Raw genomic sequence first — 14,636 nt, forward strand, 5'->3', positions numbered from 1 at the left:
CAGGAGCCCGCTCGAAAAGCCCGGCCCCGGCTCACGGACTTGTTGGGCAGGATGCCCAACAAGCGCCAAGCGGGGTGTCGTTTTCTCTTGGTTACTTCTCTTTTGGACAAGCAAAAGAGAAGTAACTCGCCCTCCGAAGGAGGACGAAAGCTTTTGCTCTGATGCACAAGGGCAGGCAAAAGCGTCACCCCAACAGCAAGCACGATGCCGACCTTCGCCGGAGTGGGGAGTATGGATATGGGTTCCCACAGATGTGCGGACAGACATGTGGACGCGCAAATGTGCGTCCGCACGAACAGGCATCGTGCAAACGCGCAGCGCCCCGATGGCGACTCAGAACGTGCGCTGCACCGAGTAGTCGGCCAGGGTGGCCAGCGCGTCGCGGTGCGCCGAAGGCGCGAGGATGGCCAGCGCGTCGCGCGCGGCATCGGCATGCTGCAGGGCGCGCTCGCGGGTGCGCTCCAGCGCACCCGATTCGCCGATGGCGGCGATGATGCGGTCCAGCGAATCGAGGCCGCCGTGTTCGATCGCGTGGCGCAGCGATTGCGCCTGTTCCGGGCTGGCTTTCTCCAGTGCGTAGATCAGCGGCAGGGTCGGCTTGCCTTCGGCGAGGTCGTCGCCGATGTTCTTGCCCAGGGTGCCGGCGTCGCTGGTGTAGTCGAGCAGGTCGTCGGCGATCTGGAAGGCGTAGCCCAGTTCCATGCCGTAGCGGCGCAGCGCGGCGATCTGGTTTTCCGGCAGGCCGCCGAGGATGCCGCCCAGTTCGGTGGCGGCGGCGAACAGCACGGCGGTCTTGCGTTCGATCACGGCGAGATACGCCGCCTCGCTGACGTCGGCGTTGCCGATGTTGAGCAACTGCAGCACTTCGCCTTCGGCGATGGTGTTGGTGGTGTCGGCAAGGATGCGCATGATGCGCATGTCGTCCAGTTCCACCATCAGCTGGAACGAGCGCGAGTACAGGAAGTCGCCGACCAGCACGCTGGCGGCGTTGCCCCACAGCGCGTTGGCGGTCTTGCGGCCGCGGCGCAGGTCGGATTCGTCGACCACGTCGTCGTGCAGCAGGGTGGAGGTGTGGATGAACTCGATGATCGCGGCGAGCTTGGTGTGGTGCTCGCCGCGGTAGCCGGCAGCGCCGGCGGCCAGCACGTGCAGCATCGGGCGCAGCCGCTTGCCGCCGGAGGCGATGATGTGGTCGGCGATCTGGTTGATCAGCACCACGTCGGAGGACAGCCGCTGGCGGATCAACGCGTCGACCCGCTGCATGTCGGCGGCGGCGAGGTCGCGCACCTGGGCGAAGTCGGCGGGTCGGGGAGCGTCGGCGGGCATCGAATTCATGGAGGCATCACAGCGGCGTAGACCGCGATTATACGGGCTGCAGGAACCTGCGCCGCGACATGTCGCCGCAAACGGGTGACAAGGCCTCCCCTTATAATGCCGGACATGACTTTCTCGATGTCCGACTTCCGGTGAGCAAACTCTCGCGTCCCGAATTGCGCAGCGCGCTGACCCTGGCCTGCGTGATCAGCCTGCGCCTGTTCGGGCTGTTCCTGATCATGCCGGTGTTCTCGCTGTACGCGAAGACGATGCCCGGCTCCACCGGCTTCATGATCGGCCTGGCGCTGGGCGTCTACGGCATCGGCCAGGTGCTGCTGCAGATCCCGCTGGGGCTGCTGTCCGACCGCATCGGACGCAAGCCGGCGATCACCCTGGGCCTGATCCTGTTCGCCATCGGCGGGCTGATCGCGGCGATGTCGCACACGCTCACCGGCATCGTGATCGGTCGCGCGGTGCAGGGCATGGGTGCGGTGGCGGGCGCCGGCATCGCGCTGGTGGCCGACCTCACCGCCGAGGAGAACCGCGGCAAGGCGATGGGCATCATCGGCGTGTCGATCGGGCTGGCCTTCCTGCTGGCGCTGATCCTGGGCCCGCCGCTGGAGGCGATCGCCGGGCTGCCTGGCCTGTTCGGCGCCACTTCGATCCTGGCCCTGTTGTCGCTGATCCTGCTGTGGCTGATCGTGCCCACGCCGGAACGTGCGCGGGCACCCGCCGCGGCGGGCTTCGGCGCCGTGCTGGCGATGCTGCGCGATGGCCGCATGCTGGTGCTGAACGGCTCGGTGTTCTTCCTGCACGCGCTGCTGACCGCCAGCTTCGTGGGCCTGCCGCTGCTGCTGGCGAACACCTTGCACCTGCCGGTGAGCCGGCACTGGGAGCTGTACCTGCCGGTGATGACGGTGGCGGCCTTCGTGATGGGCGCGAGCCTGCACCACATGCGCGAGGTGGCGCAGAGCCTGCGCATCGTGATGGTCTGCGTGGTGGCGATCGGGCTGGCCCTGCTGGGTTTCGCGTTCTCGGGCAGCCACCTGGCCGCGTTCGGCGTGGCCGCCGCGGTGTTCTTCTCCGCCTTCAACCTGCTGGAGGCCGCGCTGCCCAGCCTGGTCTCGCGGCTGGCGCCGGAGCATTTGCGCGGCGCCGCGATGGGCGCGTACTCGACCAGCCAGTTCATCGGCGCCTTCGTGGGCGGCACCCTGGGCGGCATGGCACTGGGCCGGCTCGGGCCGGATGGCGTGTTCGTCTGCGCCGCGGCGTTTACCGTGCTGTGGCTGCCGCTGGTGATCGCCGGCGCGCGCCGGATGGGCCGCCAGGCCGCAGGCGAAGCCCAACCCGCGTAGCGCCCATCCCGGCACCGCCGGCGTTCGGCCCGCGCCGGGTTTGCAATGGCGGATCGGCGGCCCAATGATGTTGCCACGGCGACTTCGCTGCATGGAGTACCGCTCCGATGGCTCATGAAATCATCGCGCTGATGGCGCAATACGGCGTGCTGCTGGTGTTCCTCAATGTGCTGGTGACCCAACTGGGCGCGCCGCTGCCGGCGGTGCCGACCCTGGTGGTGGCCGGTGCGCTGGTGGCCGGCGGGCAGATGAGCGTGGCTGCGGTGTTGTCGGTCGCGGTGGCCGCCGCGCTGCTCAGCGACGCGGTGTGGTTTGCCGCGGGGCGGCGTTACGGCGGCGGCGTGATGCGCCTGCTGTGCCGCATTTCGCTGTCGCCCGATTCCTGCGTGGAGCGCTCCGAGCTGCACTTCCAGCGCTGGCGCGGGCAGATCCTGCTGATCGCCAAGTTCGTTCCCGGGCTGGCCACGGTGGCGCCGCCGCTGACCGGTGCGATGGGCCTGCCGCTTTCCAGGTTCCTGCTGTTCGACGGCGTCGGCTCGGCGCTTTGGGCCGCGGTGGCGATCGGGCTGGGCTATGCGTTCGCGGCCCAGATCGACGACCTGCTGGCCGCGATCGCCAACGCCGGCACGCTGGCGCTGGAGGCGATGCTGGTGCTGCTGGCGCTGTACGTGCTGGCGCGCTGGTGGCAGCGCCGGCAGTTGCTGCGCACGCTGCGCATGGCGCGCATCTCGGTGGACGAACTGCATCAGGCGATGCAGTCTGCCCGGGCGCCGGTGGTGCTGGACGTGCGGGCGCCGGGCTCGCGCCTGCTCGATACCCGGATGCTGCCCGGCGCCCTGCTGCTGGACGAGCACGGCATCGACCGCAGCGTGAACGACATCCCGTTCGACCACGAGCTGGTGGTCTACTGCAATTGCCCCAACGAGGTCTCCGCCGCCCGCGTGGCCAAGGTGCTGATCGGCCAGGGCTACCGGCGGGTACGTCCGCTGCTGGGCGGGCTGGAGGCCTGGGACGCGGCCGGCTACGGCATCGAGCGGCTGCCGCCGCCGTCCGGGATGGCTGACCCGCAGACGGCCGATCTGCCGGCCTGAACCTCCGCCCGGGGCAGACAGCCCGCCCCGGCGCTGGCGTACGGATTTCCGGGCCGGGGCGGTGGATTCGTCCCGCGGCGCAGGTATCATGGCCAGCCAGTTTCATCACTCCGCCCGCAACCCATCGAAAAATTTGCGGCCGGCTCAACCGAGGACACACCCATGGCACGTGGCATCAACAAGGTCATTCTGGTCGGCAACCTGGGCTCGGACCCGGAACTGCGCAGCACCGGCAGCGGTACCAGCATCTGCAGCTTCAGCCTAGCCACCTCCGAGTCCTGGACCGACAAGCAGTCCGGCGAGAAGCAGGAACGCACCGAGTGGCACCGGATCAAGATCTTCGGCCGCCTCGGCGAAATCGCCGCCGAGTACCTGAAGAAGGGTCGCCAGGTCTACATCGAAGGCTCGATCCGCACCGACAAGTTCACCGGCAAGGATGGCGTCGAGAAATACTTCACCGACATCATCGCCAGCGAGATGCAGATGCTGGGCAGCAACGAAGGTGGCGGCGGCGGTGGTGGCGGTGGCTACCAGCGCGAGCGTCCGCAGAGCGGCGGCGGCCAGCGCCAGGGCGGCGGCAACTACGGTGGCGGCCAGTCGCAGTCGCGCGGCGGCGACAACTACGGCAACCAGTCCCGGCAGGCGCCGGCTCCGGCCGACAGCGGCTTTGCGGACGACGAAATTCCGTTCTGATCCGCGCCACCCTGCGGCAAGCCGGAAAGCCCATGCACTGCATGGGCTTTTTCTTTGCGCGGCGCGGCTCACCTGTCGTTGACCCGGCCTGCGCATACTCGGCGCGAATGGCCAAAGATCCTGCGCATGCGAACGCTCCCGACCCGCGAATCGAAACGCGTGCGATGGGTCTGGTCCATGTCAGCGATGCGCAGCCGGGCCTGAGCCGGCGACGGCGGGGCAAGGGTTTCAGTTACCGCGATGCGGATGGCCGTCCGGTGACGGATCGCGACGAGCTGGCGCGCATCCGCGCGCTGGCGATACCGCCGGCGTATACCCGCGTGTGGATCTGCAGCCATCCGCGCGGCCACCTGCAGGCCACCGGCTACGACGCCCGCGGGCGCAAGCAGTATCGCTATCACCCGCGCTGGCGCGAGTACCGCGACCTGGGCAAGTTCGACCGGATCATGGCCTTCGGCAAGGTGCTGCCCGCGTTGCGCCGGCGCGTGCGGCGGGATCTGGCCCTGGACGGCCTGCCTCGCGACAAGCTGCTGGCCCTGCTGGTGCGCCTGCTCGACGATACCCTGATCCGCATCGGCAACGACTGCTACACCCGCGACAACCGCAGCTACGGGCTCACCACCTTGCGCACGCGCCACGTGCGCGCGCAGCGCGGGCGGCTGCGCTTCGCGTTCCGGGGCAAGAGCGGGCAGGAGCGCGAGGTGGAGCTGGGCGACCGACGACTGGTGCGGATCGTGCGCCGCGTGCAGCAACTGCCCGGGCAGCGACTGTTCCAGTACATCGATGACGATGGCCGGCACCAGCCGGTGGATTCGGGGATGGTCAACGACTACCTCCATGCGGCCTGCAGCAATGGCCAGGAGCATGAATTCAGCGCCAAGGATTTCCGCACCTGGGGCGGCACCGTGCACGCGGCGCGCATCCTCGCCGGCACGCCGCTGCCGCGCAAGGGTGGCGAGCAGGCGCGCCGCAGCGCACTGGCGAAAGCGGTCGCCGAAGTCGCGGCGATCCTGGGCAATACGCCGGCCGTGTGCCGCGGTTCCTACATCCATCCGCGCGTACTGGAAGGGTGGCTGGACGGCAGCCTGCAGCGGGCGATTCCGCCGGCCGTCGCGGCGCATCCGCGCCAGCTGGAGCAGCGGGTGCTGCGTTTCCTGCGTGCCGGTTAGCTTCGGCTTCCAGCAGGGGCTCACACGGTCGACGCGTTGATGCCGCGCCGTTGGCGGCTCAGGGCTGCGGGCTGGCGCTCGTCGGCGAACGATCGTCCGGACGCGCCTCCTGGTGGGTGATGGCCAGGTAGAACCCGGCGGCCAGCACCGCGATCAGGCCCAGCAGCAACACCCGCAAGGCCACTCGCCGGCGGTTCATCGCGTCGCTCCGGTTTGCCGGGCCAGCGCGGCCAGGGCCAGCGCCAGCTGGTGCAGGTCGGCGACCAGCTCGAGGTAGGCCGCGTGGCGGCGCTCCTCGCGCGGCATCCGCAGCACCGCCGACGGATGCCAGGTGGCCAGTCCGCGCACCGGCGAGGCCAGGTCGCGCCATTGCCCCCGCTGCGTGCTGATGCGGAACGCATTGCCGAACAGCGTCTGCGCCGCCATCGCGCCCAGGCCCACGACCAGGCGCGGCTGCACCCGGTCCAGTTCCGCCGCCAGCCATTGGCGACATGCGGCCTGCTCGGCGGCGTTCGCGCGCTTGTGCAGGCGCGCCTTGCCGCGCAGCTCGTACTTGAAATGCTTGACGGTGTTGGTGAGATAGAGCGCCCGGCGATCGAGCCCCGCCTCGGCCATCGCCCGGTCGAGCAGTTGCCCTGCCGGCCCCACGAACGGTGCGCCGGCCAGGTCCTCCTGTGCGCCGGGCTGTTCGCCGATCAGCATGGCTGGCGCGCGGGCCGGCTCCTGGCCGAACACGGTCTGCGTGGCATGGCGCCACAACGGACAGTCGCGGCAATCCGCCGCCTTGCGGCGCAAGGTCGCCAGGCGGCCCGTGGGCACGTGCCCGACGGGTTTTGCCAGCGCAATCACGAGCGGAACCGCATCGGCAGTGAGATCGACATGTCGCTGTGCCCGTGCAGGTTGGGGATGCGAAGCTTCCGCGCCACGGTCGCCGCGGCGCGTCCGCACCATCGCAGGCCACCGGTGCATGGGCTGTCAACGCGCTCGGCGCCTGCACCGGTCACGTGCTGCTCACGGCAAGGCGACGTCGACTGTACGGCCCGTCGAACATGCTGCGGCTTTCGATCATGGAGCACGTCATGTCTTTCAATCTCACCGGTCGCCGCATCGCCATCCTCGCCACCGACGGCTTCGAGCAGTCCGAACTGACCGAGCCGAAGCGCCTGCTGGAACAGGCCGGCGCGCAGACCGACGTGATCGCGCCCGGCGGCGCCAGCCGGATCAAGGGCTGGAGCAAGGGCGACTGGGGCGAGCAGGTGGCCGTGGACGTGGCGCTGAAAGACGCCACGCCCGAACCGTACGACGCCATCGTGCTGCCCGGCGGCGTGATGAACCCGGACAAGCTGCGGCTGGAACCGGCCGCCATCGCCCTGATCAAGGCCTTCGACGACGCGGGCAAGCCGGTGGCGGCGATCTGCCATGGGCCGTGGACGCTGATCGACGCCGGCCTGGTCAGGAACCGCCAGGTCACCTCGTGGCCTTCGCTGCGCAAGGATCTGGAAAATGCCGGCGCGCACTGGCAGGACAGCGAAGTCGTGCGCGATGGCCAGCTGATCACCAGCCGCAAGCCCGGTGACATTCCGGCCTTCGCCGACGCCATCATCGACGCGCTGGGCGCCACCGCCTAAGGCCATGGCCGAAGGCGGGATTCAGCCGAGCTTGTCCATCACCTCGTCGAGGTTCTGCCGCAGCTCGTCGATGCCTTCCCACGGATCGCTGCGCAGGCGCGCCAGCCGTTTCGGCGTGGAGTGGATGTCGAAGTCATGGCCGCTTTTCAGCTTGCCCAGTTCGTTCCAGCGCAGCGGCATCGCCACCGGCGCGCCGGTTCGCGCGCGCAGCGAGTACGAGGCCACGCTGGTGGCGCCGCGGCTGTTGCGCAGGTAGTCGATGTAGATCAGGCCGCCCCGCCGCGCCTTGCTGGCGGTGGCGATGAACTCCAGCGGATGGGCCTGCGCCAGCGAGCTGGCGAAGGCCTGGGCGAAGCCCTTTGCCTGCGGCCATGGACAACCGGGGTTGAGCGGCACCACCACGTGCAGGCCCTTGCCGCCGGTGGTGCGCAGGAACGATTCCAGCCCCAGTTGCGCCAGCAGCTTGTGCACCAGCCGCGCGGCGGCCACCACGCGATCCCAGGCCACGTCCTCGCCGGGGTCGAGATCGAACACCACGCGGTCGGCCTTGTCCGGCTGCGCGATGGTCGCGCCCCAGGGATGGAATTCCAGCGCGCCGAACTGCACCAGTTCGATCACCGAATCGGCATCACGCGGATAGATGTAGGTGGCCTGGGCGCCGGACTCTTCCTTCAGCTTCGCGCTGCCCACGTGCTTCAGTCCCTGGATCATGTGCTTCTGGAAGAAGCAGGCTTTCTCGGTGCCTTCCGGGCAACGGATCACCGAGGTGGGCCGATCCACCACGCCGGGCAGGAACCATGTCATCACGCTGGCGTAGTAGTCGGCCACTTCCTGCTTGGTGATGCCGTCCTCGGGATACACCACGCGATCGGGGTGGGTGATGGTGATGTCGGCGGCCCTGGCGCGCTTGCGACGAGTGGACGTCCTGGCGGCGGGCGCGGAAGCGGTGCGGTCGGAGTCGGTCAGGTCGGCGGCGGTCTTGTCGGTACGCATGGTTTTCAGGCTCGGTTGGCGCAACAGGTTCTTGTTGCCGATGCCGCGGTAATACACCTCGGCCACGGCCTTCGGCTCGACCCAGTGCGCGTCGCGCAGCAACGGGTCGATCGCGGCGAGTTTCACGGTGGGCTTCCTGCTGCCCTTGTCGGCAAGCGTCTTGCCCAGTTGCCGCAGTTGTTCGTCGCTGAAGCCGGTGCCCACGCGGCCCACGTACACCCAGCCGTCCTTCACCGACGGGTCGGGCCTGGCCAGCAGCAGCGAGCCGAAACCGCTGCGGCTGCCCTTGGGCGGCGTGTAGCCGACCACCGCGAACTCGTCGCTTTCCAGCCGCTTGATCTTCAGCCAGTCGTCGCCGCGGCCGGGCCGGTAAGCTGAATCCACGCGCTTGGAGATGATCCCTTCCAGCTGCTGCTCGGTGGCCATCCGGAACGCGCCTTCGCCGTCACCGATCGCATGGCTGCTGAAGGCCAGGTGTTTCGGTGCGTGGGCCAGCAGCTGCTGCAGCAGCTCCTTGCGCTCCAGCAGGCTTACCCGCGACAGGTCGCTGCCTTCGAGGTAGGGCAGGTCGAACAGCATGTAGACCAGCGGCAACTGCGCCTCGCCGGACAGCGTCGCCTGCAGGCCGTTGAAGTCGCTGTGCCCGCGCGGATCGAGCGCGATCAGTTCGCCGTCGAGCCGGGCGGATTGCAGCCCCAGTGATTCCAGCGCCTGCACGATGTCGGGCAGGCGATCGTTCCACGCCAGCGCATTGCGCGACCACAGCTTCACCTCGCCGTCGGCGATCGCGGCAAGGATGCGGTAGCCGTCCCACTTCACCTCGTGCAGCCAGTGCTCGCCCTCGGGCGGAAACTCGCGCAGGCGCGCCAGCTCGGGCTTGAAGGATTCCGCGCCGGGCGTAGCCGGTCGCGCGCCGTCCAGCGCGGCGGCGGCCCTGGCCAGGCGCAGTCGCGGCACCTTCTTTCCTTTCGGCACGGCCTTCCTGCGCGCGGTGGACTTCTTCGCGGCTGCCCGGGTGGCCGGCGTTTTCGAGGCGGCACGGGTGCTGCGGGTCATCTTCGCATCGAGCAGGTCGTCCGCTTCCACGTCGCCGGCGAACGCGTCTTTCGCCTTGATCAGGAACCACGCGGGCTGGCGCTCCTTGCGCCCGCTGCGCACCAGGTGCCAGCCACCCTTGAGCCGCTTGCCGAACAGCTCGAAGCGCAGGTGACCCTTCAGCAACTGCGCCTCGGCGTCGCCCTCGGTGGTCCACACGCCCAGATCGAACTGGTCGACGTGGCCCTTGCCGTAGCCGTGTTCGATGTCGCCCTCGAAACCCGCGTAGGAAATCGGGTGATCCTCCACCTCCACCGCCAGGCGTTTCACCTCGGGGTCGTAGCTCGGACCCTTGGGCACCGCCCAGCTCTTCAGCGTATCGCCGACCTGCAGGCGGAAATCGAAATGGCGGCGGCTGGCGTGATGCAGTTGCACCACGAAGATGGCCCGGCCGTTGGCCTTGCCCGCTGCGTTGTCGGCCGGTTCGCGCGTCTTCGAAAAGTCACGCTTGCGCTGGTAATCCCGCAGGTTGCCCATGATCGCTCCGGATCAGCTGGTCGGTCCGCCCATCACCGGCAGCACCGCGCCGGAGATGTAGCTGGCGCACGAGGGCGCGGCGAGAAAGACGTAGGCGGGGGCGAGTTCCTCCGGTTGTGCGGGGCGACCCATCGCGCTGGACTTGCCGAACTCGCGCACGCGTTCGGCGGGCTGGTCGGCGGGATTCAGCGGCGTCCACACCGGGCCGGGCGCGACGGCGTTCACCCGGATGCCGCGCGACACCATGTTCGAGGCCAGCGCCCTGGTGAACGCATGGATGCCGCCCTTGGTCATCGAATAGTCGAGCAGCTTGTCATTGCCGAACAGCCCGGTCTCCGAGCCGGTGTTGATGATCGAGCAGCCGCTGCCCAGGTGCGGCGAGGCGGCCCTGGCCATCTGGAAATAGCCGTACAGATTGGTGCGCAGGGTCTCGTCGAAATGCGCGTCGGTGATGTCCTCGATCGAATCGGCATGTTCCTGGAAGGCGGCGTTGTTGACCAGCACGGACAGCTTGCCGAACGCCTTCACCGTCTTCGCCACCGCCTTACGGCAGAACGCCGGGTCCCTGACGTCGCCCGGAATCAGCAGGCAGCGCTGGCCTTCGCCCTCGACATAGTCGCGGGTTTCCTCGGCATCGGCATGCTCGCTCAGGTAGACGATGGCCACGTCAGCGCCTTCGCGGGCGAACAGCACCGCCACCGCCCGCCCGATGCCGGAGTCGCCGCCGGTGATCAGGGCGGACATGCCGGCCAGCTTGCCCGAGCCGGCGTAGTTGGGCGCCATGAACTGGGGGCGCGGGTCGAGGTCCTGCTCGCTGCCGGGCTTTTTCTGGTGCTGCCGCGGCAGCGGGTTTGCCGGCTTCTTCGTTGTGGCCGTCGGCTTTTGCGGAGCCGACTTCTTCGACGCCGGACCTCTGGACGCCTTCTTGCGCTGGTCGTCGCGATCGGTCGCGGCCTGGATCGCGCGCTGGCGCTCCACCGTCGCCCTGGCCGCCTTGGCGGTGCGCGTGGTTGCTGCCATGGTTCGGTACTCCGTTGCGTGGGGACGGAAACCACGCTAGCGGCTACGGCGTACGCCACAGGTGAAGCAAGGGTCAGGGCGCATTTGACAGCGCGTCCACGCGCGCCCCGCGATAGTCCGCGCTCAACGCCAGGTTGTGCCGCCGTCGGCGTGGGAACGCGACGCGCCGGCGTTCTGGTCCAACCAACCCTCGCCGGAGAGCGCCCGCATGGCACGTCCCATCTGGACCGGAACCCTTTCGTTCGGCCTGCTCAACGTCCCCGTGTCGCTGATGTCCGGCGAGCGCAGCGTCGACCTGCATTTCCGCATGCTGGACAGCCGCAGCAACACGCCGGTGCGCTACGAGCGCGTCAATGCCGAAACCGGCGAAGAGGTGCCGTGGAAGGAGATCGTCAAGGCCTTCGAATACGCCAAGGGAAGCTACGTCGTGCTGGAGCCGGAGGACATCAAGTCCGCCGCCGCCGACGGACGCGAGGTGGTCGACGTGAAGGCCTTCGTCGAGGCCGATTCGATCGGCCCCGAGTATTTCGAGAAGCCGTACTTCCTGGTGCCCGGCAAGAAGGCGGAGAAGGGCTACGTGCTGCTGCGCGAAGTGCTCAAGCGCACCGGCCGCATCGGCATCGCGCGGGTGGTGATCCGCACCCGCGAATATCTTTCCGCGGTGATGCCGCGCGGCAATGCGCTGGTGCTGATGCTGCTGCGCTATCCGCAGGAGCTGGTCGACGCGGAGGATTACAAGATTCCCGAAGGCGCCGCGTCGCAATACCGGATCTCGCCCAGGGAGATCCAGATGGCCGAACAGCTGATCGAATCGATGAGCGACGAGTGGAATCCGGCCGAGTACCGCGACGAATTCCGCGACCGCCTGCGCAAGGTGATCGAGAAGCGGATGAAGTCGAAGGGTGTGGTGACCACCGAATCGGAAGACGAAGCCGACATGCCGGAGAACGCCACCACCAACGTGGTCGACTTCATGTCGCTGCTGCAGAAGAGCCTGGCAAGCAACAAGCGCACGCCCGCGAAGAAGACCGCGGCGAAATCCGCCGGCAAAACCGCCCGCGGCAAGAGCACGGACAAGCCGGCGGGCAAGTCGACGGCAGGGAAGAAGTCCGCCGCTAAAAAAACGCCTGCCAAAAAGCGCGCGGCAACCCGCAAGGCAGGTTGAGCGTTCGTGCGGGCATGCCGACGACGCGTCGATCCATCCGGCAGATGCACCCTCGACATGCACGCTTCGGCAACGACGGGAGCGCCATACTGTTTGCCCTGGTTTTCAGTCGCACGGAGAAACACCATGGGCAACACGAATCTGCCGCAGGCCGGCGCTGCGGACACCGGCAACAGCAGGGATACCCTGGGCGGGGCGGACCAGCTCACGGGGCGGCAGCGCAGGGAAGGCGATGACGGACAGGAGCTCACGCCCCCGGACCGGCCGAAAGACCCGCCCGTGAAAGCGGGCAGGGACGCAGACATGGCCGCTTATACGGGTCACGCCAACACGGGTCATTCCCCGTCGGATGCCACCTGAGCAACGCCGCCGCTGCCGCGCGCCAAAGCCGTCACGGTGCCGGGTAGGGATGTTGCTTCAACAAGCCCGCCAGATGCGCGGCATTGCAGGCCAGCGTGCGGATCGTGTCGGCGAGTTTCGGCGGCGTCTTCTCGAGATCGACGTAGTTGACGCTGCCCATCGCCTCGCCGACCCAGTAGGCGGAGCTGCCCCCGGGGATCGTGAAGCCCACGTCGGCCAGCGCCTGGTAGAGCTCTGCGGTCACGTGATGCGCGCCGTCCTCGTTGCCCACCACGGCGACCACCGCGACGCGGCCGAAGGTGGGATAGCGCCCCTGTTCATCGATTTCGCCAAGGAACGCGTCCATCCGTTCCAGCACGCGCTTGGCCACGCTGGAAGGCTGGCCCATCCAGATCGGCGTGGCGAGCACCAGGATGTTGGCATCCAGCACCTTGCGGCGCAGTGCAGGCCACGCGTCGCCGTCGCCTTCGTCGGTTTTCACGCCCGGCTTGACGTCGTGATCGACGACGCGGGTATCGGATATGTCGACGCCGAACGAGTGCAGGCCCTGCAGGACCTGGTCGAGGATTTTCTGGGTCGAGGAGGTTTTCGGACCGCGCTTGAGCGTGCAGTTCATGCCGAATGCGCTGAGTCCGGACGCTGCGGATTCGCCGCGTTTTTCCATGATCGTTGCCTTGCAGCCTGGGGGATGACGACCGAGACTAGGGCGGGCGTTGTCACGCTCCGATGAACGCGCGAGCAGGACATCCCTTGGAAGATGAAGCGCCTCCCACCCGTCATGTCAGCCGCGGACGCACCTTCGTCTACGTGCTGCCGTGCCGCCACGAGGACATCCTCAAGGTCGGCTACTCGCGCGATCCGCTGGAGCGCTTCCGCACCCTGCATCGGCGCTTCTTCGAGTTCTTCGACCTGGATCGCGGCCTGCTGATCGACACCGAACGCCTGCGCGAGGCCCGCCAGGTCGAGCGCCTGTTCATCACCACGTTCGCCGAACAGCGGGCGCCGGCGCCGCTGGTGGTGCGCCAGGCCGCGGCGGGGCATACCGAATGGTTTCGCGGCATCGCGCCCGAAGCCGAGGCGCTGGCGCACCGGCTGCGCGACGAGCAGGGCTACACCTTGCACGCGCCGCTGGCCACGTGGCTGCGGGCGCGCCTGGACGAACGCGCCGAAGCGCTGTTCGGCTGGTCCGCGCGCATGCTCGATGCGCTGGAGTACGAATACTTCAACGCGCCGGCCATGGCGGGCAGCAGCCGCGGCGCCGCTGCGCTGCGCGATACGCTGGACACCTGCGCGGCGCTCGGCATGGATCTGTCCGTGTTGGTGCCCGTCGAAGTGCTGGACTGGTATCGCAGCGCCGACTACTTCGGCTCGCGCTGAGCCGACGGCGTCGCCTGGTTGCCCCGGCATTCGGCGTGGCCGCATTGGCAGCCCGAGGACTGGTCGGAGGTGGGCGATTCCACCCGCTTGCGGCAGTGTTCGCTGCAATAGGCGTCACCGGCGGGAATCGCACAGGTGCAGGCGGGATGGGCGCAACGCTGCTTGTCGGTCGTGTTCATTCAGTGGCTCCCGGTTGATGTCGAGCCGGCCGCCGCGGGCGTGGCGGCCGTGGTGGCGCCAGCCGGGCGAGTGTGGTCGAAGCTGGCGTCCATGGCGGCGCGGTGTCTCATCGCATCGTCCCGTGCGGCAGGCATGTCCAGCTGATCCTGCAGCTGACGCGCCAGCTCCAGGTGCGTCTTCAGCGTGGGCAGGGTGGCCTGGGCAAACGCGCGCACCTCGGGGTCCTGCGTTCGCCGGGCTTCGGCGGTGAACAGCGCAACGGCTTTCTGATGATCCTTGACCATCGTCGCGGCCCATGCCTTGTCGAACTTCTTCGCGTCGAGCGCCTTCGTGGCGCTGGCCGATTGTTGCGCCTCGTCGCCCGGCGCCGCGGGCAGGGCGACCTGTTTGGCCTGCGCCAACGCCCGTAGCTTGTCATTGGCCATGGTGTGGTCGTCCACGATGCGTTGGGCCAGCTGTTTCACGCTGGCCTGGGAGGACTTTTCCAGCGCAAGCTGCCCCATCGCGACTTCGGCCATGCCATCGCTGGCGGCGCTTGTCATGAACTTGCTGTCCGCGGCGTTGGCAACCAGTGGGGTCTTGTCGCGGCCGGACTGTGCGCAGGCGGCGAAGGCAAGGCCGCACAGCAGCAGGCCAGCCGCCGCTCGCATGAAGGGTCGCATCAACATGATGGGCTTCCTCGTTTGCATGGGGAGCGTTGATGAAACCGCTTGCCACGG

16 protein-coding genes are annotated in these 14,636 nt (G+C 68.3%); 8 read left to right on the top strand and 8 right to left on the bottom strand.

The window, feature by feature from the left end:
• Window positions 1-333 precede the first annotated feature (333 nt).
• Window positions 334-1,335 carry a polyprenyl synthetase family protein gene (locus tag AC3A56_RS15285; RefSeq protein ID WP_487770915.1) on the bottom strand — a complete coding sequence of 334 codons (1,002 nt, stop codon included), beginning with the start codon at window positions 1,333-1,335 and terminating at the stop codon, window positions 334-336.
• 131 nt (window positions 1,336-1,466) lie between these two features.
• Here AC3A56_RS15285 and AC3A56_RS15290 point away from each other — a divergent pair, with 131 nt between their 5' ends.
• The 4 genes from AC3A56_RS15290 to AC3A56_RS15305 all read left to right on the top strand — a co-directional run bounded on the left by AC3A56_RS15290 (window position 1,467) and on the right by AC3A56_RS15305 (window position 5,622).
• A complete protein-coding gene (locus AC3A56_RS15290) occupies window positions 1,467-2,669 on the top strand; it encodes an MFS transporter (protein WP_487770916.1) in 1,203 nt (400 codons plus the stop codon).
• A 107-nt stretch (window positions 2,670-2,776) separates the two neighbouring features.
• Entirely contained in the window at window positions 2,777-3,760 is a 984-nt protein-coding gene (locus AC3A56_RS15295) for a DedA family protein/thiosulfate sulfurtransferase GlpE (protein WP_487770917.1), read from the top strand.
• Window positions 3,761-3,922: 162 nt separating this feature from the next.
• On the top strand, window positions 3,923-4,453 hold the full coding sequence (ssb, locus tag AC3A56_RS15300) for a single-stranded DNA-binding protein (protein ID WP_487770918.1): 531 nt from the start codon (window positions 3,923-3,925) through the stop codon (window positions 4,451-4,453).
• Between the two features lie 107 nt (window positions 4,454-4,560).
• Complete coding sequence (locus AC3A56_RS15305; protein ID WP_487770919.1) at window positions 4,561-5,622, top strand: DNA topoisomerase IB; 1,062 nt, start codon at window positions 4,561-4,563, stop codon at window positions 5,620-5,622.
• A gap of 58 nt (window positions 5,623-5,680) precedes the next feature.
• Here AC3A56_RS15305 and AC3A56_RS15310 read toward each other — a convergent pair whose 3' ends face one another.
• Complete coding sequence (locus tag AC3A56_RS15310) at window positions 5,681-5,821, bottom strand: hypothetical protein (protein WP_204109532.1); 141 nt, start codon at window positions 5,819-5,821, stop codon at window positions 5,681-5,683.
• A complete protein-coding gene (locus AC3A56_RS15315) occupies window positions 5,818-6,441 on the bottom strand; it encodes a UdgX family uracil-DNA binding protein (protein ID WP_487770920.1) in 624 nt (207 codons plus the stop codon). The genes AC3A56_RS15310 and AC3A56_RS15315 overlap by 4 nt, the downstream gene beginning before the upstream one ends.
• 260 nt (window positions 6,442-6,701) lie before the next feature.
• Between AC3A56_RS15315 and AC3A56_RS15320 the strand changes: the two genes are divergently transcribed.
• The gene (locus AC3A56_RS15320; RefSeq protein WP_487770921.1) at window positions 6,702-7,250 is read left to right on the top strand and encodes a type 1 glutamine amidotransferase domain-containing protein; all 549 of its coding nucleotides are present in this window, start codon (window positions 6,702-6,704) and stop codon (window positions 7,248-7,250) included.
• 21 nt (window positions 7,251-7,271) lie between these two features.
• On the opposite strand, the gene ligD is transcribed toward AC3A56_RS15320, so the two are convergent.
• Complete coding sequence (gene ligD / locus AC3A56_RS15325) at window positions 7,272-9,815, bottom strand: DNA ligase D (protein ID WP_487770922.1); 2,544 nt, start codon at window positions 9,813-9,815, stop codon at window positions 7,272-7,274.
• Between the two features lie 12 nt (window positions 9,816-9,827).
• The gene (locus AC3A56_RS15330; protein WP_487770923.1) at window positions 9,828-10,835 is read right to left on the bottom strand and encodes an SDR family oxidoreductase; all 1,008 of its coding nucleotides are present in this window, start codon (window positions 10,833-10,835) and stop codon (window positions 9,828-9,830) included.
• Window positions 10,836-11,043: 208 nt separating this feature from the next.
• Between AC3A56_RS15330 and ku the strand changes: the two genes are divergently transcribed.
• Both ku and AC3A56_RS15340 read left to right on the top strand, forming a co-directional pair.
• Window positions 11,044-12,000: a non-homologous end joining protein Ku gene (ku, locus tag AC3A56_RS15335; protein ID WP_056715577.1), complete on the top strand. Its 957-nt coding sequence runs from the start codon at window positions 11,044-11,046 to the stop codon at window positions 11,998-12,000.
• 126 nt (window positions 12,001-12,126) lie between these two features.
• Window positions 12,127-12,360 carry a hypothetical protein gene (locus tag AC3A56_RS15340; RefSeq protein ID WP_056715573.1) on the top strand — a complete coding sequence of 78 codons (234 nt, stop codon included), beginning with the start codon at window positions 12,127-12,129 and terminating at the stop codon, window positions 12,358-12,360.
• Between the two features lie 31 nt (window positions 12,361-12,391).
• On the opposite strand, the gene AC3A56_RS15345 is transcribed toward AC3A56_RS15340, so the two are convergent.
• Entirely contained in the window at window positions 12,392-13,024 is a 633-nt protein-coding gene (locus tag AC3A56_RS15345; RefSeq protein ID WP_487770924.1) for a flavodoxin family protein, read from the bottom strand.
• Window positions 13,025-13,110: 86 nt separating this feature from the next.
• On the opposite strand from AC3A56_RS15345, the gene AC3A56_RS15350 reads away from it, so the two are divergent.
• Window positions 13,111-13,737, top strand: a complete 627-nt coding sequence (locus AC3A56_RS15350) for a GIY-YIG nuclease family protein (protein ID WP_487770925.1) — start codon at window positions 13,111-13,113, stop codon at window positions 13,735-13,737.
• Here the strand turns inward: AC3A56_RS15350 and AC3A56_RS15355 are convergent.
• Together AC3A56_RS15355 and AC3A56_RS15360 are read right to left on the bottom strand one after the other, a co-directional pair.
• Window positions 13,719-13,916: a hypothetical protein gene (locus tag AC3A56_RS15355; protein ID WP_487770926.1), complete on the bottom strand. Its 198-nt coding sequence runs from the start codon at window positions 13,914-13,916 to the stop codon at window positions 13,719-13,721. The genes AC3A56_RS15350 and AC3A56_RS15355 overlap by 19 nt on opposite strands.
• Entirely contained in the window at window positions 13,917-14,585 is a 669-nt protein-coding gene (locus AC3A56_RS15360; protein ID WP_487770927.1) for a DUF4142 domain-containing protein, read from the bottom strand.
• Window positions 14,586-14,636: the final 51 nt, after the last annotated feature.

This window comes from Rhodanobacter sp. Soil_C_14 (assembly GCF_057657335.1).

What these genes read in the sequence shown, in the direction of transcription:
- AC3A56_RS15360 (WP_487770927.1), bottom strand. Translation starts at nt 14,585, where the DNA reads ATGTTGATGCGACCCTTCATGCGAGCGGCGGCTGGCCTGCTGCTGTGC.
- AC3A56_RS15355 (WP_487770926.1), bottom strand. Translation starts at nt 13,916, where the DNA reads ATGAACACGACCGACAAGCAGCGTTGCGCCCATCCCGCCTGCACCTGT.
- AC3A56_RS15305 (WP_487770919.1), top strand. Translation starts at nt 4,561, where the DNA reads ATGGCCAAAGATCCTGCGCATGCGAACGCTCCCGACCCGCGAATCGAA.
- ssb (WP_487770918.1), top strand. Translation starts at nt 3,923, where the DNA reads ATGGCACGTGGCATCAACAAGGTCATTCTGGTCGGCAACCTGGGCTCG.
- AC3A56_RS15295 (WP_487770917.1), top strand. Translation starts at nt 2,777, where the DNA reads ATGGCTCATGAAATCATCGCGCTGATGGCGCAATACGGCGTGCTGCTG.
- ligD (WP_487770922.1), bottom strand. Translation starts at nt 9,815, where the DNA reads ATGGGCAACCTGCGGGATTACCAGCGCAAGCGTGACTTTTCGAAGACG.
- AC3A56_RS15285 (WP_487770915.1), bottom strand. Translation starts at nt 1,335, where the DNA reads ATGAATTCGATGCCCGCCGACGCTCCCCGACCCGCCGACTTCGCCCAG.
- ku (WP_056715577.1), top strand. Translation starts at nt 11,044, where the DNA reads ATGGCACGTCCCATCTGGACCGGAACCCTTTCGTTCGGCCTGCTCAAC.
- AC3A56_RS15345 (WP_487770924.1), bottom strand. Translation starts at nt 13,024, where the DNA reads ATGGAAAAACGCGGCGAATCCGCAGCGTCCGGACTCAGCGCATTCGGC.
- AC3A56_RS15320 (WP_487770921.1), top strand. Translation starts at nt 6,702, where the DNA reads ATGTCTTTCAATCTCACCGGTCGCCGCATCGCCATCCTCGCCACCGAC.
- AC3A56_RS15310 (WP_204109532.1), bottom strand. Translation starts at nt 5,821, where the DNA reads ATGAACCGCCGGCGAGTGGCCTTGCGGGTGTTGCTGCTGGGCCTGATC.
- AC3A56_RS15330 (WP_487770923.1), bottom strand. Translation starts at nt 10,835, where the DNA reads ATGGCAGCAACCACGCGCACCGCCAAGGCGGCCAGGGCGACGGTGGAG.
- AC3A56_RS15340 (WP_056715573.1), top strand. Translation starts at nt 12,127, where the DNA reads ATGGGCAACACGAATCTGCCGCAGGCCGGCGCTGCGGACACCGGCAAC.